Origin of the sequence: Kribbella yunnanensis, assembly GCF_039529655.1 — a bacterium.
GTDB classification, from domain to species: Bacteria; Actinomycetota; Actinomycetes; order Propionibacteriales; family Kribbellaceae; genus Kribbella; species Kribbella yunnanensis.
The window spans coordinates 370,311-390,201 of record NZ_BAAANF010000022.1; the positions used below are offsets into that span (position 1 = coordinate 370,311).

The following is a 19,891-nucleotide window of genomic DNA, read 5'->3' on the forward strand; positions in this document are numbered from 1 at the left end:
TGTCACAGTCGGGCGGTGACCGACTACCGCGAGATCAACCGAGCCAGCTGGGACGAGCGAGTCCCCGCCCACGTGGCCTCTCCCGGCTATCACGTGGCCGACTTCGAGACGGATCCGTCGTACCTGAGTGAGGTTGTCCGTTTCGACCAGCCGCGGCTCGGCGACATCTCCGGGCTGCGCGGCGTGCACCTGCAGTGCCACATCGGCACCGACACGCTGTCACTCGCGCGGCTCGGGGCGCGGATGAGCGGTCTGGACTTCTCGCCGCCCGCGATCGAAGCAGCACAAGGCCTTGCGGATCGGCTGGGGCTCGAGGCCGACTTCCATGTGGCCGACGTGTACGACGCGGTCGAGGTGCTCGGGGCGTCGACGTACGACCTGGTGTACACCGGGATCGGGGCGCTGTGCTGGATCCCCGACATCAACCGGTGGGCTCAGACCGTGGCCGGCCTGCTCAAGCCGGGCGGTCGGCTCTTCGTCCGTGAGGGACACCCGATGTTGTGGGCGCTGGAGTCGATCAATCGCGAGGTCGCGTTGAAGTACCCGTACTTCGAGATGGCGGAAGCGACGGTCTTCGATGAGGGCGGCACCTACGTCGAGACCGACGTCGAGTTCACCACGAACACCACGCACGACTGGAACCACGGGCTCGGCGAGACGATCACCGCCGTACAGAGCGCGGGGCTGGTGTTCGACTCACTGGCCGAGCACGACAGTGCGCCCTGGTGTGGTCTGGACGGTCTGATGACCGTGGATGGTGCCGGTGAGTGGCGTCTCACCGACAACCCCGAGCGTCTGGCTGCCACCTACACGTTGCAGGCGCACAAGCCGCTGAACTAGTGCGAGCGGCGCTGCTGGATCTTCTGGAACGCCTGCTTGATCTTCTGCTGGTTCTGCGGCTTGCTCAGCTCACGCTGCGCAACCTGAACCACCTTGGCGACCACAGCGCCCTTCAGCAAGTTCTTCACCAAGCCTCCCATCGGGGGCCTCCTTCGTTGATATTGCTCTCGACACTAGCGGCCTGCACAACCCGTTCCCATGGGTGAAGACCCGAAACTGTCCCTGGTATCGGGCACACTGGGATCGTGCCTGAGTTGCCGGAGGTCGAGTCGCTGGCGGTGTTCCTGCGGGAGCGCGCCGTCGGGCGGGCGTTCGTGCGCGCCGACATCACCGCGATCAGCGCCCTGAAGACGTACGATCCGCCGGTCTCGGCGCTGGTCGGGTTGCTGATCGACGACGTCCAGCGGCACGGGAAGTTTCTGGACTTCTCGGCGCAGGGTGTCCACCTGGTCATCCACCTGGCCCGGGCGGGCTGGCTGCGCTGGCGTGACGAGCAGTCCACCGCGTTGATCCGGCCCGGCAAAGGGCCGATCGCGTTGCGGACGGCGTTCGATGATGGGTCGGGGTTCGACCTGACCGAGGCCGGTACTCAGAAGAAGTTGGCGGTGTACGTCGTTCGTGATCCGGCCGAGGTGCCGGGGATCGCGCGACTCGGGCCGGAGCCGTTCTCGTTGTCCATCGAGGAGTTCGGCGCGATCCTCAAGAAGGCCGGCCGTGTGCAACTGAAGGGCGTGCTGCGCAATCAGTCAGTGATTGCCGGGATCGGGAATGCCTACTCCGACGAGATCCTGCACGTTGCGAAGATGAGCCCGTTCAAGCCCGCGTCGAATCTGACCGACGACGAGCTGCAGACCTTGTACGACGCGATGCGCGAAACCCTGCAGGACGCGGTCAACCGGTCCGCCGGCCTCGCCGTACAGGACCTGAAGTCGGAGAAGAAGTCCGGCCTGCGGGTGCACGGGCGGACCGGCCAGAAGTGCCCGGTCTGCGGTGATGTGGTGCGCGAGGTGAGCTTCGCCGACTCGTCGTTGCAGTACTGCGCGACCTGCCAGACCGGCGGCAAACCGCTGGCCGACCGGCGGTTGTCGAAACTCCTCAAGTAGTTCCGGAACCCACGAAGTATTGACAGTGGGAAACCGTCTTCCGACAGTTAGGAAAGTTTCTTAACTATCGGAGGTGTGCACGATGCGTTTCCGCCCCATCGCATTTGCCCTCGCCCTGGTTGGCAGCGCGCTGCTGATCCCCACGATCGCGTCTGTTGTTCAGGCCGCGACCACGTCGTACGAGGCTGAGAACGCGGCCCGATCCCAAGGCGTGGTGGAGTCGAACCACGCCGGGTTCACCGGATCCGGGTTCGTCAACTACGACAACGTGACCGGCTCGTCGGTCACCTTCACCGTCAATGTCGGCGCTAGTGGCAATGCCTCACTGGCGTTCCGATTCGCCAACGGGACAACGGTAAATCGGCCGATGACCATCGCGGTCGACGGCACGACAGTCGCCACTCCGCAGTTCGCCGGAACCGGCGCCTGGACCACCTGGAACACCAGCACGGTCAACACCAACCTGTCCGCCGGTTCGCACACGATCAAGGCCACCGCCACCACCGCGAACGGCGGCCCGAACCTGGACTCGCTCACCGTCACGGACTCGGGCGGAGGTGGTGGCGCGCCGACCGCCGCCGAACTGCTGGCCAAGGTGACCAGCTGCAGTCAAATCTCCAACGGCACCTACAAAACCGACACCGAACTAGCCCGCACCATCCCGGTCTGCGGCAAGAACGGCGCCGTCTTCTGGAAAGCCGACATGGACATCGACTGCGACGGCCTCCGCACCACCCAGTGCAACGAACAGACCGACCCCTGGTTCCAGCCCGACACGGCCTTCCACACGTCAACGGACCAGCCGCTGAACGCAGCCCAACTCCCGTACGTAGTTGTCCCCAGCCCCAGCAGCACCTGGGACTACCGCAACTTCCAGATCGCCGGCGGCGGTGTAGTAGCCGTCATCTACAACAACCAGGTCAAATACGCCGTCGTAGGTGACACCGGCCCCACCGACATCATCGGCGAAGCCTCCTACGCCTCAGCCGTAGCCCTAGGCATCAACCCCAACCCAGCCAACGGCGGCACCGACGGCCCAGTCACCTACATAGTCTTCAAAAACTCCACCATCAACCCCATAGAAAACCAATCCCTAGCCACCACCCGAGGCCAAGAACTAGCCCGAACCTTCATCAACACCAACTAACCCCCACCCGCAACCGCCCGTCGCCAACGACACGTAGTAGTCCCCAGCAGGCCACCCCGACCGCCCTTCCGCAGGCGCGGCCCATGTCCCGCGAGGCGACTACTACGTGTCCTACCCGACGAATCACCCGAAGAACAGGACGTATACCCCTGCTCGAACGCCCGGCCGGTGACCCTTGAGCGCGCCGACGGCGTTCGGTGCGGGTATACGTCCTGTCGGTCGGAGGATCATCGGCGCTTGGCGAGGCCGTCGAACATGCCGCCCGGGCAACCGACATGCTCGCCGCCGGCGCCCACCCGATCGACGTCCACCAACCCCTCGCCGCCGTCACCGACCAAGTAACCCACCTAGCCACCAACTCCGGCATCCACCTGGCTTGTCGGTAACAACATGTAGTAGTACCCAGTCACCCGCCCGACAGTTCTTCCCCAGGCGTCAGGCATGTCCCACGAGGTGACTACTACGTGTCCTTCCCGACGCATCTTCCGAAGAACAGGACGTATACCCCTGCTCGAACGCCTGGCCGGTGACCCTTGAGCGCGGCGACGGCGTTCGGTGCGGGTATACGTCCTGTCGGTCGGAGGATCCTTGGCGCTTGGCGAGGGTGTCGAACATGCCGCCCGGGCAGCTAAGCCCTGGAAACCGCGTTGCGGAGGGCGAGGCTGCAGGTGACGCTGGGGGGATGGGATCGGTGCTGGTGGTTGGGGGGGCCGGGTGCTGGTAAGTCGTCGGTTGCGGAGGAGTTGCGGCGGCGGGGGATGCGTTCGGTTGATGCGGACTTTGTCCTGGCCCGGTGGGAGGACCCGGATGGGACGCCGGTGGCGTTTCCCGCGGACATGCCGTCGATGGAGTGGATCCAGCGACACCGCTGGCACTGGGGAGCCGAGCAAGTCGACCAGGTGCTGGCGGAGTCACGCCAGCACCCGGTGGCAGTCTGTGGCACGGCCGCGAACATGGGCGACCACCTCGCCCGGTTCGATCTGCTGATCCTGCTCCAGGTCGACGAACCAACCATGACCCAGCGACTGACCGACCCGAACCGCAACAACGACTTCGGCAAGACCCCGGCGACCCTGCAGTGGTCCCTCGACTGGCGCCCTCGACTGGAAGCCGAAATGCTCGCCGTCGGCGCTCATCCGATCGACGCTCAGCAGTCCCTCGCCGTCGTCGCCGACCAAGTCATCCGCCTGGCCACCGACTGTGGCATCTACCTGCGCGGGTTGGGCTAGGTGGTCATTTGGTCGAACATGGTTTTTACGTCGCCGGAGTTGGGGGTGGCTAGGAGGGTGGGGGTGCCGCTGGTGGTTCGGCGGGAGGTTTCGGCGAAGACGTAGCCAAGGTTGGCGTTGATGCGGTCTTTGAGCCAGGGGCCGCCGCTGGCGCCGCCGTTCATGCTGCAGGTGAGGGCTGCGTCGGTGGAGCCCCAGGCGTAGGTGTTGCCGTCGCAGTAGTAGGGGACCTGGCCGTTGTACGGCGGTTCGGCGGGCCAGCCCCAGATTCGGGTGTTGGCTTGGGCTCGGCCGTTGCCCCAGACGAGGCCGTTGCCGCCTACTGCGTCGACGACGTTGACGTTGTTGCGCTTCTGGAGGGTGATGAACGCCTGGTCGTGGCTGAAGTCGCTGTTGTTGATCCACGAGTTGAAGGTGCGGGCGTTGCTCCAGTTGTAGGAGCCGTAGCCGGAGTTGCCGTTGTAGTAGGCGGGGGCGAAGACGAAGTTGCCGTGCCAGCCGCCACCGGCGCCGCTGTGGACACAGTGGCCGGCGGTGATGATCAGGTTCTTGTAGTTGTTGTTGATCGTCGATGCCGAGCAGACGTAGTTGGCGCTGCCGATGGTGAAGAACAGCTTGCCCGCGGTGCTCGGGACCGGGTCGGCCATCGTGCTGTTGCCCTTGGGCGCGACCGGGTGCGACGCGACGCCGCTGGTGTTGTTGACGGCCTTGCCCTGGATGCCCTTGGCGTTGGGCGGCAGGTCGTACGGAATGGCGTTGGCCATCTTCTCGGCGGTCCAGTAGTTGGTCTTGGCCTGCGGCGGCGCCTGGATCGAGGTGGTCCCGGCCGCGGGGGCGGCGGCCGGGGTGCTGGGTGGCGCGGCGACCGCGGTGGCCACCGCGGAGGAGCTGATCAGCACCCCGGCGACGAACAGCCGCGCGAATCTGGGCATGGCGTTGCGCATGAAGTGACTCCTCTATCGGGGCGGAAACAGAGTCCGATCGGTCACGGTCCTCACCGGTCCGATCACGCCCAGTACAAGGGAAGCGCTCTCATAATTCAACGGCTGAAGCGTGAACCATTGTGAGATCTGACATCATCGGGGGCATGTTCCAGAATCAGCAGATCCCGTCGGTCGTGGTGGCCGAGCTCGATGACGCGCTGCTCGCGGAGGCGTTCGTCCTGGACGTGCGCGAGCCGGACGAGTGGGCGCGTGGACATATCGAGGGCGCCACGCACATCCCGCTCGGTGACCTGCAGCAGCGGGTCGGTGAGGTGCCGAACGACCAGAAGGTCCTCTGTGTCTGCGCGGTCGGCGGCCGGTCCGGGATGGCCACCCAGTTCCTGAACTCGGTCGGCCGCGAGGCGATCAACCTCGACGGCGGCATGCACGCCTGGCAGACCCAGGGCAAACCGGTCAGCACCGACTGATCATCTGCTGTTAGGGAAGAAAAGCTTCCACTTGTTCACCGATGACGTTACTTTGTCACCGCTGAACAAATTAGCGCGGTCTAACCGTGGAGGCTGCTGTGCCGATCGTCCGTCCCGCCTGTACTGCGCTCGCTGTCGCCGGATTGTTCGCCGGTGTCGCACTAACCCCGGCGCACGCCGATTCGGCTCCCGAGCCCGGAGCCGGACTAGCCGGCGACGGCGTGGTCGCGAGCCGCGACGACAGCCCGGTCGCGCCCGGTGTCACCTACACCTCGTTCGAGCGGCTCGATCCGCGCGGCTGGTTGCGCGGCGACCTGCTCACGACCGACCTCGACAAGCACGGTGTGACGGTCGACTACGTCAACACCGGCAAGGTCTCCGGCGGCGCCCCGCTGAGTCAGCAACTCGCCCGCAAGGGTGCGATCGCCGGGGTCAACGGCGACTTCTTCGACATCAACGACACGACCGCGCCCCTCGGTGTCGGCGTCGAGCAGGGCGGCCGGCTGATCAACGCGCCCGCCGCCGGGCACAACGACAGCGCGGTGATCGGCAAGGACGGCCTCGGCCAGATCGCCCAGCTCTTCCTGCAAGGGACCGCGACCGACGACGACGCGGTGAAGCTCGCGGTGACGAACCTGAACTCACCGTCGGTCAACTCCGGCGGCATCGGCCTCTACACCCCCGAATGGGGTGACGTGGCCCGGACCCGAACCGTCGACGGGCTGCCGACCGTGCGCGAGGTCATCCTCCGCGACAAGGTGGTCGTCTCATCGACGACAACGCCGGGGACAACTCCGCTGGCCGCCAACGAGCAGGCGCTGATCGGTCGCGAAGCCGGCGCCGACGCGCTCACCGCGTTCGAGGTCGGCGACAAGGTCGACGTGGAGTACGGACTGCGGCCGGATGCGTCGAAGGTCGCCGTGGCGGTCAGCGGGAACGTGCAGCTGGCGAAGGACGGTTCGGTACCGGCCGACGTACCGGATTCGGACCTGGCGCCGCGGACCGCGATCGGGTTCGACGCCGACGGAAGCCGGATGATCCTGCTCACCGTCGACGGCCGGGCGACCGGATCACGCGGGCTGTCGCTGAAGGAGATGGGCCAGCTGATGATCGGCCTCGGGGCCGACGACGCGCTGAACCTCGACGGCGGCGGGTCCTCGACCATGCTCGCACGCACCCCGGGCAAAGCCTCACCATCAGTCGTGAACGATCCGTCCGACGGCGGCGAGCGACTGGTTCCGAACGGCCTCGGCCTGGTCCCGGTGAAGGGCTCCGGCCGACTCCAGGGCTTCCGCATCGAAGCAGCCGGTACGGCGGCCGCCGACGTGGACGCCGATCTGTCCCGGAGCTCCCGCGTCCTCAGCGGCCTGAGCCGAGTGCTCACCGCAACCGGCCATGACGAAACCTACGCGCCCGCGACCGGTACGCCGTACTGGTTCGGCGGGAACGCGGTGCGCGTCGATCAGCGTGGTGTCGTGACTGGCCGGCGAGCTGGGGATGCCGTGGTCAGCGCGGTCCGCGGGACGGCGAATGGGAGGTTCCCGATGACAGTGCTGGGTGTGCCGGTCCGGTTGGCGCCGTCGAGCCGGCAGGTGTCGCTCGCCGACTCCGCGGCCAAGGGCTTCTTCGAGATCGACGGGTACGACGCCGACGGGTTCTCGACCTGGATCGAACCGCGGGACGTGAAACTGACCTACGACCCGGCCGTCCTGAATGTGGTTGCCAAGGGCAATGGATTCGAAGTGAATGCCCTGAGCAACGAAGCGACGTCGGCCGTGGTCACCGCGACAGTCGGCAAACTGAGCACGCAGCTGAGCGTCACGGCCGGGCTCGCGAGCACAGTCGTGGACGAGCTCGACGACGTGACCAAGTGGGCGGCCAACGCCGTACCGGCTGGTGCTGCAACGGCATCGCGGTCGGCCGCGGAAGGCCACGACGGCGGGCAGGCGATCGCCCTCGACTACTCGCTCACCGGCAGTACGGCGACCCGAGCGGCGTACCTGGCGCAGACCCCGCAGCAGACGCTGCCCGGCCAGCCGCAGAAGCTCGGAGCTTGGGTGTACGGCGACGGCAAGGGCGCGTGGTTGCGAGCCAACGCGTACGACGGGGCCGGTGGTTCCGCGCAGACGGTGAACCTCGCGGCGTCGGTGGACTGGGTCGGCTGGAAGTACGTCGAGGCGAGTATCCCGGCCGGGTTGACGATGCCGCTGCGGTTCTGGCGGATCTACGTGGTGGAGACCGTGCCGACGCGGCAGTACGCCGGACGAATCGTCATCGACGACCTGACTGTCCGCAGCGCGCCCTCGGTGACGCTGACGCCACCGGCCAAGGTGATCGACCCGATGGTGGTCACCGACGGGACCGCCACAGGCGGCGGGCGCTGGCGGTTCGCGGTGATGTCGGATGCGCAGTTCACCGCCGACGACCCGAACTCCGATTACGTGAAGCAGGCCCGCCGCACGATCCGCGAGGCGCTCGCGCAGCACCCGGACTTCCTGGTGATCAACGGCGACTTCGTCGACCGGGCGTTCGGGCCCGACATCGCGCTGGCCAAGCAGATCCTCGACGAAGAGGTCGGCGGGAAGGTGCCGGTGCACTACGTGCCGGGCAACCACGAGAGCTACGGGCCTGGCGACCTGTCCGAGTGGACGAAGGTCTTCGGAGCGCCGACCAGCACATTCGACCACAAGGGCACCCGCTTCGTACTGCGTGATTCGTCGCTCGGATCACTGCGTGCCGGTGGATTCGCGCAGATCCTGGACCTGCGCGCGCAGTTGGATGATGCGGCGCGCAACAAGACGATCCGGAACGTTGTCGTGATGGCGCACCACCCGATCAACGACCCCTCGCCGACGCAGAACTCGCAGCTCGGCGACCGCAAGGAAGCCGCCCTGATCGTCAAGTGGCTGGCCGACTTCCGCGCCAGCACCGGCAAGGGCGCCGCCTACATGGCCGCCCACGCAGGTACCTTCGCCGCCACCCGCACCGACGGCGTTCTGCTCCCCCTCACCGGCAACTCCGGTAAGAGCCCGGCCGCCGCGCCGGATGCCGGCGGATTCACCGGCTGGGCCTTGGTTGGCGTCGGCGGCAAGCGGGACTGGCTCAAGCTGGAATTCCGCCCGCACGTCGACACCGTCGAACTCGCTGCCCCGACAACGCTGCGCCGCGGCGAGACCGCCCCGGCCGCCGCGACCGTCGTACAGGATGGCCGTCGGGTGCCGGTCAGCTTCCCGGTCTCGGCCGACTGGCAGGGCTCAACTCACCTGTACGTCGGCCCCGCCGCGACCGCCCCCTTCTGGGCAGTCGCGTCGTACGACCCGGCCAGCGGTCAGCTGACCGCGCTCCGCCCCGGCGAGGCCCAACTGACTGTCACTGTCAATGGTGTCAGCACCTCAGCAACAGTGAAGGTCACCTGGTAGCCGCGCGTGCGCCGGGTCCCGAGGCTTGGAGGTATGACGGAGACTCGGTGGACGCCGCGGTTGCAGGTGCTCGTGGGGGTGTGCTCGATCGTGTTCACGATCGGTACCGCGCTGCAGAACTTCTGGATCGTCAACCACGAGACGCTGGTCCGGATGATGGTGCTGGCCGGTCGCAGTGAAGCTGATGCGGAGGCTGGTGCACCCGGTTTCCTCATCGGGTTCCGGGTCGTCGGCTGCCTCTACATCCTCGGGAACGCGGCCGGCATCCTTGCCCTGCGCAAACAGAAGCAGGCCTGGCTGTTCTGGCTGATGATCGCGGTCAACCTGACCCAGGCAGTTGGTGTCTTCGCGGTACCGCCGGAGATGTTCGAGGCCTCGACCGACCGGCTCGGCCCGGTGGGAGCCCTGCCGTCCCTCGTCACGGATGGCGGTGCTGCGGTGCTGACTCTGGTGCTGCTGGGCTTCCTGATCAGGTCCCGGCGGCCGTGGGCTCAGCGTCGAGTAGCGTCTGCCGCGTGACTCATGTGACTGTTCCGCGGCCCCTGCAGGTTGGTGACCGGATTGCGGTGGTGGCGCCGTCCGGGGCGATTCGGGCGGAGCGGCTCGAGATCGGGACCGAGTACCTCAAGGAGTGGGGGCTCGAGGTCGAGGTGATGCCGTCGGTGCTGGCGGGACATGAGCGCTTCGCGTATCTGGCGGCGGAGGACAAGGCGCGAGCTACGGACTTCCGGGACGCCTGGCTCGACGACCGGTTCGCTGCGGTCTTCTGCGGTCGCGGCGGGTACGGCGTGCAGCGGATGCTCGACGCGGTTGACTTCGACGAGCTGGCCGCCGTACCGAAGTGGTTCGTCGGTTTCAGCGACATCACTGCACTGCACGAGCCACTCAACGCCCGCGGTCTCGTCACCATCCACGGCCCGATGGCAGCCGCGGTCGAGCAGCTGGGCGTGGCAGAGGGACGTTCCCGCCTGCACGACCTGCTGTTCGAGCCCCACCGCGTCACCGACCTGCTGGCACCACGCGGTGCGCGCACTCTGGTCGGAGGTGTCGCAGAAGGTGTGCTGCGCGGCGGCAACCTCGCACTGCTCGCCACCAGCGTCGGTACGCCGACCTACGCGGCACCGTCCGGTGTCGTCGTACTGGAGGACGTCAGTGAGCAGGGTTATCGCATCGACCGGATGCTCACGCAGCTCCTGCGGGCCGGGTGGTTCGATCAGGTGACCGGCATCGTGGTCGGCGATTTCAGCGAGTCCGACGACCAGGGGCTCGCGGCGGACGTCGTACGGGAGCGTCTTGAGCCACTCGGGCTGCCGATGGTGGAGGGTGCTGGTGTCGGACACGAGGACCTGAACCTCGCCGTACCGCTTGGGCTGCCGGTCCGGCTGGACGCGACAGCCGCGACGCTCACTCCACTGTGGCCAGGTGCTGGCGCAGGAAGCTGAAGGCCCGCGGGTAGGCGTCCAGCTTGTTGTTCAGCTTGGCCAGCCCGTGCCCCTCGTCCGGGTACACGGCCAGCTCGCACGGTACCCCACGCTGCTCCAGCGCCGCAGTGATCTGCTCGGCCTCGGACAGCGGTACCCGCGGGTCGTTGGCCCCGTGGATGACGAACAGCGGCGCCCGGATGTCGTCGACCCGGCTGAGCGGGCTGGCGGTCTCCAGGAACTCCCGGTCCGTCGCGAGGTAGCCGTACTCCCGCTCGCGCGTTGCGCGGCGGTAGCTGGACGTGTTCTCCAGGAAGGTCACCAGCGAGGCGATTCCGACGATGTCCACGCCGGCCGCCCACAGCTCTGGCTGGAACGCCAGACCGGCCAGCACCATGTAGCCGCCGTACGAGCCGCCCCACAGCACCGCTTGGCTCTGGTCGGCCCCGATCGTCGGCAGCCAGGCGTGGATCGCGGCCAGGTCCTTCACTGAGTCCAGGCGCAGCCGGCGGTCGTCCAGCGAGTACCAGCGCTTGCCGTACGTCGCTGAGCCGCGAACGTTCGGCACGATCACCGTGTGACCCTCGGCGGCCAGGGAGGCGATCACCGGGTGCCAGATGCGCATCGCTGCGCCCTCGGGCCCACCGTGGATGTGCAGCACGGTCGAGCCCAGATCCGGTCCGGTGGGCCGGAAGATGAAGACCGGCACCTGCTCACCGTCGAACGACGGCACCCGCAGGCTCTCCGGCATAGTCAGCTTCGGCACCTCAGGCATGTCCGGAGCCGGTACGGCGATCGTTTCGCCACTGGCCGGGACATACCGGTACACCGTCGGCGGTGTGGTCGGAGAGCTGTAGGTGAACGCGGCGAACGACCCGTCCGGCGACCAGACCGGGTCAGGCGTCGCCATGGCGAGCGCTGCGCAGCCACCGGACGGCAGATCCAGCCGGGCGAGCTCAGAACCGTCGGACAGCCGGTGGGTCGCGAGTCGCACCTCACCGTCGTCGACCACGGCGACCAGCAGTTGCTCGCCGTCCGGCGACAGCCACGAGGCCAGGTCGTGTGCATCGTCGACCAGTACGTCGCTCCAGGTCGCAGTGCTCAGGTCGTATCGGCGCAGTGCCTTCCGATCGCGGTCGGCATCGCTGGAGACCACGATGGCCGAGGAGTCCGGCAGCCAGGACACCTGGCCCTGGTCGTTCAGTGCGTCGGCCGGAGTGAGCTCGGTGACCGCCTGAGTCGCGGTCTCGACCAGGAGGAGTTGCATGGAGTTCGCTGGGGCGCTCGCGACGCACAGCACGACCCACTGGTCGTCGGGCGAGGCGCTGACACCCATGACCCAGCCGCCGCCGTCGTACAGCGCTGTGTCGGCACTGGTGGCCAGGTCGCGGGCGATGAGGTCAAAGTCGACCCCGTTCCGCCGGTTGGTGGTGTAGAGCACCCGGCCGGGCTTCGCCGCGACCAGGTGGTGCAGGTAGTCGAGGTCGTGCACGAGCGGGGTCATCGTGGGCAACCCGGGCTCGTCGAGGTCGAGGATCGAGAGCTGACCGCGCTCGTTACCCCCGCTGTCGTGCTCGACGATCACGGAGCGGCTGCCCGGGACGAACTGCGCGTGCCGGCAGGTGTCACCGAGATCGGTGAGTGCGCGCCAGCTGCCGTCCGGAGTGATCTCACTGACCTGGCGGACGCCGGTCCCGTCGTACAGGACGAGCATCCCACCCTCGTCGTTCACATCGAGAGCCATCGACGACGGGATCGAGAACAGCGTAGTCAGCACAACTTCATCCTCACACGCGATGTGCAACAAGTGGCAGACGTCGCGCCTGCCACTTGCTGCAATCAATTAACGCTCGCCGTGCCAGGAGTGCCACAGCGCGGCATAGGGGCCCTGGGCATCGACCAGTTCGTCGTGACCGCCCAGCTCCACAATTTTGCCGTCTTCCACCACCGCAATCACGTCCGCATCGTGCGCGGTGTGCAAGCGGTGCGCGATCGCCACCACGGTCCTGCCCTCGAGGACACCGGCCAGCGACCTCTCCAGGTGCCGAGCGGCCCGCGGGTCCATCAACGAGGTCGCCTCGTCCAGGACCAGCGTGTGCGGGTCAGCCAGCACCAGCCGGGCCAGTGCGACCTGCTGAGCCTGTGCCGGCGTCAGCGTGACGCCGCCGGAGCCCACCTCGGTGTCCAGCCCGTCGTCGAAGCCGGCCACCCAGCCGTCGGCGTCCACCGAGCGCAGTGCAGCCCACAGCTCCGCATCCGGCGCGGCCGGCCGGGCCAGCCGCAGGTTGTCGCGGACACTGCCCACGAACACGTGGTGCTCCTGGTTGACCAGTGCGACGTGACTACGGACCTGCTCGGCAGACATCCTGTCGAGGGCAGCACCACCCAGGGTGATGTCACCGACCCGCGGTGAGTAGATACCGGCCAGCAGTCGGCCCAGTGTCGACTTCCCAGCGCCGGACGGGCCCACCAGCGCGACCCGTGCTCCGGGCTGCACGGTCAGCGTGACGCCGTGCAGTACGTCGCGGCCTTCCAGGTAGCCGAACCTGACCTCGTCGGCCAGCACGGTCCGGCCCTCCGGCTCGCGCTCCTCACCGGACTGCTCGGTCTCGACCTCGCGCACCCCGACCAGCCGGGCGAGCGAAACCTGCGCCACCTGGAGCTCGTCGTACCAGCGGATCATCATGTTGACCGGCTCGACCAGCATCTGGATGTACAGCGCGCTCGTGGTGAGCGCACCGACGGTGATCCAGCCCTGCAGTGCGAATCCGCCACCGATCACCAGCACCGCGGCCAGTGCGACCGTGTGCGTCATGTTGATCACCGGGAACAGAATCATCCGCAGATACAGCGTGTACTTCTCCCAGGCGACCCACTGACCGATCCGGGTGTCGCCCAGAGCGATCCGGCGAGCGCCGAGCCGGTGCGACTCGACCGTCCGGCCGGCGTCCACGGTCTCGGCCAAGGCCGAGGCGACCGCTGCATACCCGGCCGCCTCCGAGCGGTAGCTCTGGGGCGCGCGGCGGAAGTACCACCTGCCGCCGATGATCAGGATCGGTGCCGCGATCACCACTGCCACCGCGAGCGGTGGTGCAGTGACGATCAGTGCGCCGATCAGCAGGCCGGCCCACAGCACGGCGATGGTCAGCTGCGGTACGGCGTCCCGCATGGCATGCGAGAGCCGGTCGATGTCGGTGGTGATCCGGGACAGCAGGTCACCGGTACCGGCACGCTCCAGCACACCCGGCGGCAGGCCGACAGCGCGGACCAGGAAGTCCTCGCGCAGATCCGCGAGCATCTCCTCACCGAGCACCGCACCACGCAGTCTGGTCAACCGGACGAACACCGTCTGGACCAGCAGCGCGATGGTGAAGCCCAGCACCACGTAGGGCAGGTCGACGTCCTTCTGCCCCTGGGACAGCTTCTCCACTACGTTGCCGAGCAGCCAGGGCCCGACCATGCCGCTCAGCGCAGCCACCGCGTTCACCAGGGTCAACCACCCGAACGCCCGGCGGTGCCTGCGGAACAGCGTCTTCACATAAGCGCGCACAGTTGCGCTACTTGCCACCGGCAGCCGGACCACTTCCTGTGGGGCTGCCGGGTCGTACAGAGGGGGCTTCACACCGACTCCTCGAGAGTTGGCTCTTCTTCACGGGTGACGACCGCGCGGTACCGCGGATTGGTGCGCACCAGCTCGTGGTGCGTGCCGACGGCGTCGACGTGCCCGTCCGGCACGAACACCACCCGCTCCGCGCGGTCCAGCATCAGCGGGCTGGACGTGAACACCACAGTGGTCCGTCCGGCGCGCAACAGTCGCAGTCCATCGGCGATCCGGGCCTCGGTGTGCGCGTCGACCGCACTGGTCGGCTCGTCGAGCACCAGCACCTGCGGATCGACGTACAGCGAGCGGGCGAGTGCGACGCGCTGTCGCTGCCCACCGGACAGTGAACGGCCGCGCTCGGTCAGCATCGCCTGCATCGCGTCCGTCTCGCCAGCAGGCAGGGTCTGCCGCAGTACGTCGAGGATGTCGGCGCACTGTGCAGCCTCCAGCGCTGTCTCCGGAGAGACCGCACCACTGGCCGGTACGTCGAACAGCTCGCGCACCGTGCCTGACAGCAGCACCGGGTCCTTGTCCTGCACCAGTGCGACCGTGCGCGCCGAATCCAGCGGCAGGTCGTCCAGGCCGACACCACCCAGTTGCACCGAAGCGTCGTCCGGCTCGGCTGTCGGGCTGTGCCCACCGAGCCGGTCGGCCAGCAGACCGCCAGCATCCGGATCGCCCGACACCACTGCGGTGAACGAGCCGGCCGGGACCAGCAGCCCCGACACCGGGTCGTGCAGGTCGCCCTCGGGCAGCTGGGCATCCGCCGTACCCATGGTGTCGTCGGTGCGGCGCAGCGACAGCACGCGGGCAGCCCGCTTGGCCGACACCTTCGAGAAGATGAAGGCGCTCGCGGTCTCCTCGAACGTGTGCAGCGGCACCAGCAGGAAGGTGATGAACCCGTACGTCGTGACGAGCTCACCGACCGTGATCCGGCCGGCCGCGACCATCCGCACGCCCATCCAGACGATCAGCACCAGGAACAGGCCGAACATCAGCACCTGCAGAGCGGCGATCAGCGACCACATCCGCGCGCTGCGGACTGCGCTGGCTCGGTACTCCTGCGAGGCCGAGCGGTAGCGGTCCAGGAACAGCTGCTCACCGCCGATACCGCGCAGCACGCGCAGACCGGCCACGGTGTCCGCGGCCAGCTCGGTGGCGCGACCACCCTTGGCGCGCTGCGCATCGGCACGCCGCTCGGCCGGGCCCATCAGCGGCACGATCGAGAACGCCAGCACCGGAACGGCGATGGCCACCACCAGACCGAGCTGCGGCTCGTAGAACAGTAGACCGATGACCACGGCGAACGAGGTCAGCAGCGCAGCGGTGAATCGGCCGAGCACCTCGACGAACCAGCCGATCTTCTCGACATCGCCGCTGCTCACCGCCACCACCTCGCCGGCCGCGATCCGCCGGGTGAGCAGCGAGCCCAGCTCCGACGCCTTGCGGAACAGCAGTTGCTGCAGGCGCGACGCCGTACAGATCCAGTTGGAGACCACGGCACGGTGGAAGAACGAGTCCGCTCCGGCTTTGGCCGCGCCGAAGGCGAGCAGCAGCACCCCGGACAGGATCAGCTTCGGCCAGGAGCGGTCGATCACCGCCTGCACGGCCAGGCCGACCGCGATCGGAGCGGCGGCGATCCCGCCGAAGTAGACCAAGCCCCAGAAGACGGCGATCGCTTGACCGCGGAGCTGCTGGTGCTCGAGCCAGAGAATGAGTCGGAGACCGGACCGGGTGTCTGGCACACCTGGGTCGGCAAACGGAATGAGGCGCAAAGACATGACGTCCCACAGACGAAGGCATAGAGGGGTAAGGAAGGCACCTGACCAGGCGAATAGAACAAGCGTAGGTGGGGCCTCCGACAGTCCGTCAAACTCTTTTCCCACGCCTTGTCGGGGCCGGAGTACATTCAGGAGCAATGGATGAGGTGCTGAGTCGCAGACGCCGGCTGCTGGTGCTCGGGATCTGTTGTTCCAGCCTGTTCATCGTGGGTCTCGACTCGACCATCGTGAACCTGGCACTGCCGGCGATCCGGTCCGAGCTGGGCGCGTCGGTGACCGAGCTGCAGTGGACGATCGACGCCTACACGCTGGTGCTGGCCAGCCTGTTGATGGTCTCCGGGTCCACTGCGGACCGGGTCGGGCGGCGGCGCACATTCCAGGCCGGTCTGGTGCTGTTCGGCATCGGGTCGTTGCTGTGTGGAGTCGCGCCGACGGTCGAGCTGCTGATCGTGTTCCGGATGCTGCAGGCGATCGGTGGGTCGATGCTGAACCCGGTGGCGATGTCGATCATCACCAACACCTTCACCGACCCGCGTGAGCGTGCGCAGGCGATCGGCGTCTGGGGCGGTGTCGTCGGCCTCAGCATGGCGGTCGGTCCGGTGGTGGGCGGTGCACTGGTCGACACCGTGGGCTGGCGGTTCATTTTCTGGATGAACGTGCCGGTGACGCTACTGGCCGTCGTACTGGCTGCACTGTTCGTGCCGGAGTCGCGGTCGCTGGTACCGCGGCGGATCGATCCGGTGGGGCAGGTCCTGGTCGTCCTGCTGCTCGGTGGGCTGATCTACGCGATCATCGAGGGCCGTGCGGCCGGGTGGACCTCGCCGCTGATCCTGGGGTGTTTCGGGCTCGCGGTGGTGGCTTTGGTGACGCTGGTGCTCTACGAGCAGCGCAGGGAGCAACCGCTGCTGGAACCACGGTTCTTCCGCAGTGCGCCGTTCTCTGGAGCCACTCTGATCGCAGTAGCGGGTTTTGCTGCGCTCTCGGGGTTTCTGTTCCTCAACTCGCTGTATCTGCAGTCGGTGCGTGGGTACTCCGCCTTGCACGCTGGGTTGCTGACTCTGCCGATGGCTGCGATGACTGTGGTCTTCGCACCGATCTCTGGCTGGCTGGTCGGGCACCGTGGGCCGCGGCTGCCACTGGTGGTGGCCGGGACGATGCTGGCTGCGTCCGGTCTCATCCTGTCCCGGCTGACCGGGTCGACAACCGTTGTGGTGCTAGCGATTGGGTATCTGGTCTTCGGGATCGGTTTCGGGATGCTGAACGCGCCGATCACGAATGCGGCCGTCTCGGGCATGCCGCGAGCGCAGGCGGGTGTTGCGGCGGCCGTTGCGTCTACGAGCCGTCAGGTGGGTGCGTCACTTGGTGTTGCAATCGCGGGCACTGTTCTGTCGGCGCGACTCGTCGGACCGCTCGAGAGCGGGTTCGTACCGGCCGCGCGGCTGTACTGGTACCTGATCGTCGGTTGCGGCCTGCTGGTGCTCACACTCGGTCTGATCACCACAGGGGCCTGGGCTCGCCGTACTGCGGCCGCCCTCAAGCTTCCGTGATGCCGGCCCGGCCGAGTGCCTTCAGCCGACCGCGCAGGATCTTCTGCCGCCGCTCCTCATCCGGGAACAGATCGATGTACGCCGTCCCGCGCGCAGCGAGCAGGTCGTCGTCCAACCGCCGTACGGTGCCGGCCGGGAAGCGGTGCGTCATCGCAGCCTGTACGGCGAAGCTGTCGATGCCGGTGAGCAGCTCGGTGAGCTCCTCCTCGGTCGTGACGCCCATTCGGGCCAGGATGCCCAGGATCCACGCGTAGTGGTTCGTCTTGGCATGCGGCGCGTCCGGGTAGCGACGGGTCAGGTACGTCGTCAGGATCGGCGTGTTGAGGTCACGCGGCGACTTGCCCGGCGCAGCGGCCGCCAGCTCCCGGTAGAGCCGGTCGATCTCGGTGAACTCGTTGTCGGCCAGCTCCATCAACGCAGCCGCCAGCAGGAACCGCCGGTCGAACTCCGGCTTCCGGTCCGGCGGGATGTCCAGCTTGTACCGGATGTCGTGCTCGAACTCGGCCCACGCGTGCTGAACCGCCGTCCGGACCTGGATCTCCATCGTCAGGTTCTTCAGTACGGCGTACTCCGGCAGCTCGCGCCGATGCGCGTTCAGCCGCACCAGATAGTGCTTGCTGGCATACCCGAACACCCCCTGCGCGCGGGTGTGCGCCCCCATGTCGGTGTGCTCGACGATCTCGAACTCCTCCTCGATCACCTCACACACCCGTTCCACCGCCTCCACCAGGAACGTGATCACCCGAGCCGCCACCAGGTCGGTGATCTGCTCCAGCGGCTCCTCGTACTTCGGCCGGTTCGGATCATCCGGATGCGGCTTCGCCGCCTTCGCCAGGAACGACTCCGGGTCCTTGGCCCGCGCGGTCGCAGTCAGGTAGTTGATGCCCTCTTCCTCACCGATCAACTCGTTGATCAGTGACTCGAGCTTCCGCGCACCCCCGACGTACTGCTGGTGCACCCGCTCATACAACGCCGCGGCCTGCTCAGCCCACTCCACCCGCCCAACCATGCGGGAACGATAGTGCTCTTCGGGTCGCTGCGGGTGTCTATCGCTTTCTACTGTTTTCCCTAGAGAGCTGTAGAGAGTGTGATCGCGACACGCTCTGGTTGTTGATTGGTCAATCTACGGAAAACGCTAGACGGCCTCATACAGTGACAGCATGGATCCGATCCGGAATCCCTATGCGCCCGGCGCCGGTCAGCGGCCGCCTGAGCTGGCCGGACGCGACATCGAGGTGCGGCAGTTCGAGGTGGTGCTCGAGCGGGTCGCGGCAGGCAGGCCGGAGCGGAGTCTCGTCCTGAGTGGACTTCGTGGGGTCGGCAAGACGGTGCTGCTCAACACGCTGCGCAGTCAGGCGATCAAACGGGCCTGGGGTACGGGGAAGATCGAGGCTCGTCCTGATCAGAGCATCCGGCTGCCGATCGCGCAGGCGCTGCACACCGCCATGCGTGAGCTGGGCCACCGGCACCGGGACGACGATCGGGTCGACCAGTTCAGCGCCGTACTGAAGGCGTTCGCGCTGCGGACCGATGTGCACGACCGCAAGGGCATCCGGTGGCACCCGCCGGTGGATGTGGCGGCGGCGAAGGGCCGGGCGGACTCCGGTGACCTGGAGATGGACCTGATCGAGCTGTTCACCGATGCGGCCGATCTGGCCGGTGATCTGTCGGTCGGGGTCGGACTGTTCATCGACGAGATGCAGGACATCAGTGCCGACGACCTGTCCGCGCTGTGCGCCGCCTGCCACGAGATCTCGCAGCAGAGCGCACCCATGGTCGTGGTCGGCGCCGGTCTGCCGCACCTGCCCGCCGTACTGTCCGCCAGCAAGTCCTACTCCGAGCGCCTCTTCCGCTACGTCCGCGTCGACCGCCTAGCTCGCGAAGCCTGCGACCGCGCTCTGATGATCCCCGCCGAGAGCGAAGGCGTGCAGTACGACGCCGAAGCCCTGGACGAGCTCTACGCCCAGACCGACGGCTACCCGTACTTCGTCCAAGCCTTCGCCCACGCCACCTGGGACCACGCCCCCACCTCTCCCATCACCATCAAAGACGTAGCCGTAGCCGGCCCCGAAGCCTCCGCCGAACTAACCGTCGGCTTCTTCGGCTCCCGCTACGAACGCGCCACACCCGCCGAACGCGAGTACATGCGAGCCATGGCCGAACTAGGCATAGCCGCCGACGACGGCTCCGTCCCCACCGCCGAAGTAGCCACCACCCTCAACCGCAAACCCCAGTCCCTCTCCCCAGCCCGAGACGGCCTCATCAAGAAAGGCCTCGTCTTCTCCGCCGAACGCGGCACCGTAGCCTTCACCGTCCCCCACTTCGGCAAGTTCCTCCGCACCCGCACCGCCTGAATCCCTGACCTGCCCTTTTGTGCAGAGGGTGGGAGTCT

At 67.3% G+C, this 19,891-nt stretch carries 16 protein-coding genes; 10 read left to right on the top strand and 6 right to left on the bottom strand.

Annotated elements, in window-relative coordinates; genetic code table 11:
* The first annotated feature begins 15 nt into the window (after positions 1–15).
* Positions 16–840: a class I SAM-dependent methyltransferase gene (locus ABD231_RS33565; RefSeq protein ID WP_344161213.1), complete on the top strand. Its 825-nt coding sequence runs from the start codon at positions 16–18 to the stop codon at positions 838–840.
* Here ABD231_RS33565 and ABD231_RS33570 read toward each other — a convergent pair.
* A complete protein-coding gene (locus ABD231_RS33570; RefSeq protein ID WP_165952523.1) occupies positions 837–980 on the bottom strand; it encodes a hypothetical protein in 144 nt (47 codons plus the stop codon). The two genes, ABD231_RS33565 and ABD231_RS33570, sit on opposite strands and share 4 nt — an antisense overlap.
* A 105-nt stretch (positions 981–1,085) precedes the next feature.
* On the opposite strand from ABD231_RS33570, the gene ABD231_RS33575 reads away from it, so the two are divergent.
* From ABD231_RS33575 to ABD231_RS33585, 3 genes are all read left to right on the top strand, one after another.
* Complete coding sequence (locus ABD231_RS33575; RefSeq protein ID WP_344161217.1) at positions 1,086–1,943, top strand: Fpg/Nei family DNA glycosylase; 858 nt, start codon at positions 1,086–1,088, stop codon at positions 1,941–1,943.
* Positions 1,944–2,025: 82 nt separating this feature from the next.
* On the top strand, positions 2,026–3,090 hold the full coding sequence (locus ABD231_RS33580) for a glycoside hydrolase family 75 protein (RefSeq protein ID WP_344161220.1): 1,065 nt from the start codon (positions 2,026–2,028) through the stop codon (positions 3,088–3,090).
* A gap of 758 nt (positions 3,091–3,848) precedes the next feature.
* A complete protein-coding gene (locus ABD231_RS33585) occupies positions 3,849–4,319 on the top strand; it encodes a hypothetical protein (RefSeq protein WP_344161223.1) in 471 nt (156 codons plus the stop codon).
* Here ABD231_RS33585 and ABD231_RS33590 read toward each other — a convergent pair.
* Positions 4,316–5,263: a trypsin-like serine peptidase gene (locus tag ABD231_RS33590; RefSeq protein WP_344161225.1), complete on the bottom strand. Its 948-nt coding sequence runs from the start codon at positions 5,261–5,263 to the stop codon at positions 4,316–4,318. The two genes, ABD231_RS33585 and ABD231_RS33590, sit on opposite strands and share 4 nt — an antisense overlap.
* A 143-nt stretch (positions 5,264–5,406) precedes the next feature.
* On the opposite strand from ABD231_RS33590, the gene ABD231_RS33595 reads away from it, so the two are divergent.
* The 4 genes from ABD231_RS33595 to ABD231_RS33610 all read left to right on the top strand — a co-directional run bounded on the left by ABD231_RS33595 (position 5,407) and on the right by ABD231_RS33610 (position 10,591).
* Positions 5,407–5,730 (top strand): rhodanese-like domain-containing protein, encoded by a 324-nt coding sequence (locus tag ABD231_RS33595; protein WP_344161228.1) that lies wholly within the window; start codon positions 5,407–5,409, stop codon positions 5,728–5,730.
* A gap of 98 nt (positions 5,731–5,828) precedes the next feature.
* Positions 5,829–9,149 (top strand): phosphodiester glycosidase family protein, encoded by a 3,321-nt coding sequence (locus ABD231_RS33600; RefSeq protein WP_344161231.1) that lies wholly within the window; start codon positions 5,829–5,831, stop codon positions 9,147–9,149.
* Between the two features lie 33 nt (positions 9,150–9,182).
* Positions 9,183–9,668, top strand: a complete 486-nt coding sequence (locus ABD231_RS33605) for a hypothetical protein (RefSeq protein WP_344161234.1) — start codon at positions 9,183–9,185, stop codon at positions 9,666–9,668.
* A complete protein-coding gene (locus ABD231_RS33610; protein ID WP_344161237.1) occupies positions 9,665–10,591 on the top strand; it encodes a S66 peptidase family protein in 927 nt (308 codons plus the stop codon). Before ABD231_RS33605 ends, ABD231_RS33610 begins: the two co-directional genes overlap by 4 nt.
* On the opposite strand, the gene ABD231_RS33615 is transcribed toward ABD231_RS33610, so the two are convergent.
* The 3 genes from ABD231_RS33615 to ABD231_RS33625 all read right to left on the bottom strand — a co-directional run bounded on the left by ABD231_RS33615 (position 10,554) and on the right by ABD231_RS33625 (position 15,952).
* On the bottom strand, positions 10,554–12,347 hold the full coding sequence (locus ABD231_RS33615; RefSeq protein ID WP_344161240.1) for a S9 family peptidase: 1,794 nt from the start codon (positions 12,345–12,347) through the stop codon (positions 10,554–10,556). The genes ABD231_RS33610 and ABD231_RS33615 overlap by 38 nt on opposite strands.
* A 66-nt stretch (positions 12,348–12,413) precedes the next feature.
* Positions 12,414–14,192, bottom strand: coding sequence for an ABC transporter ATP-binding protein (locus tag ABD231_RS33620; protein WP_344161243.1), 1,779 nt, complete (start codon positions 14,190–14,192; stop codon positions 12,414–12,416).
* On the bottom strand, positions 14,189–15,952 hold the full coding sequence (locus ABD231_RS33625; protein ID WP_344161245.1) for an ABC transporter ATP-binding protein: 1,764 nt from the start codon (positions 15,950–15,952) through the stop codon (positions 14,189–14,191). The genes ABD231_RS33620 and ABD231_RS33625 overlap by 4 nt, the downstream gene beginning before the upstream one ends.
* 137 nt (positions 15,953–16,089) lie before the next feature.
* On the opposite strand from ABD231_RS33625, the gene ABD231_RS33630 reads away from it, so the two are divergent.
* Positions 16,090–17,499 carry an MFS transporter gene (locus ABD231_RS33630; RefSeq protein WP_344161247.1) on the top strand — a complete coding sequence of 470 codons (1,410 nt, stop codon included), beginning with the start codon at positions 16,090–16,092 and terminating at the stop codon, positions 17,497–17,499.
* Here the strand turns inward: ABD231_RS33630 and ABD231_RS33635 are convergent.
* Positions 17,486–18,508 (bottom strand): GTP pyrophosphokinase, encoded by a 1,023-nt coding sequence (locus ABD231_RS33635; protein ID WP_344161250.1) that lies wholly within the window; start codon positions 18,506–18,508, stop codon positions 17,486–17,488. The genes ABD231_RS33630 and ABD231_RS33635 overlap by 14 nt on opposite strands.
* A 151-nt stretch (positions 18,509–18,659) precedes the next feature.
* Here ABD231_RS33635 and ABD231_RS33640 point away from each other — a divergent pair, with 151 nt between their 5' ends.
* On the top strand, positions 18,660–19,853 hold the full coding sequence (locus ABD231_RS33640; RefSeq protein WP_344161253.1) for an ATP-binding protein: 1,194 nt from the start codon (positions 18,660–18,662) through the stop codon (positions 19,851–19,853).
* The last annotated feature ends 38 nt before the right edge of the window (positions 19,854–19,891 follow it).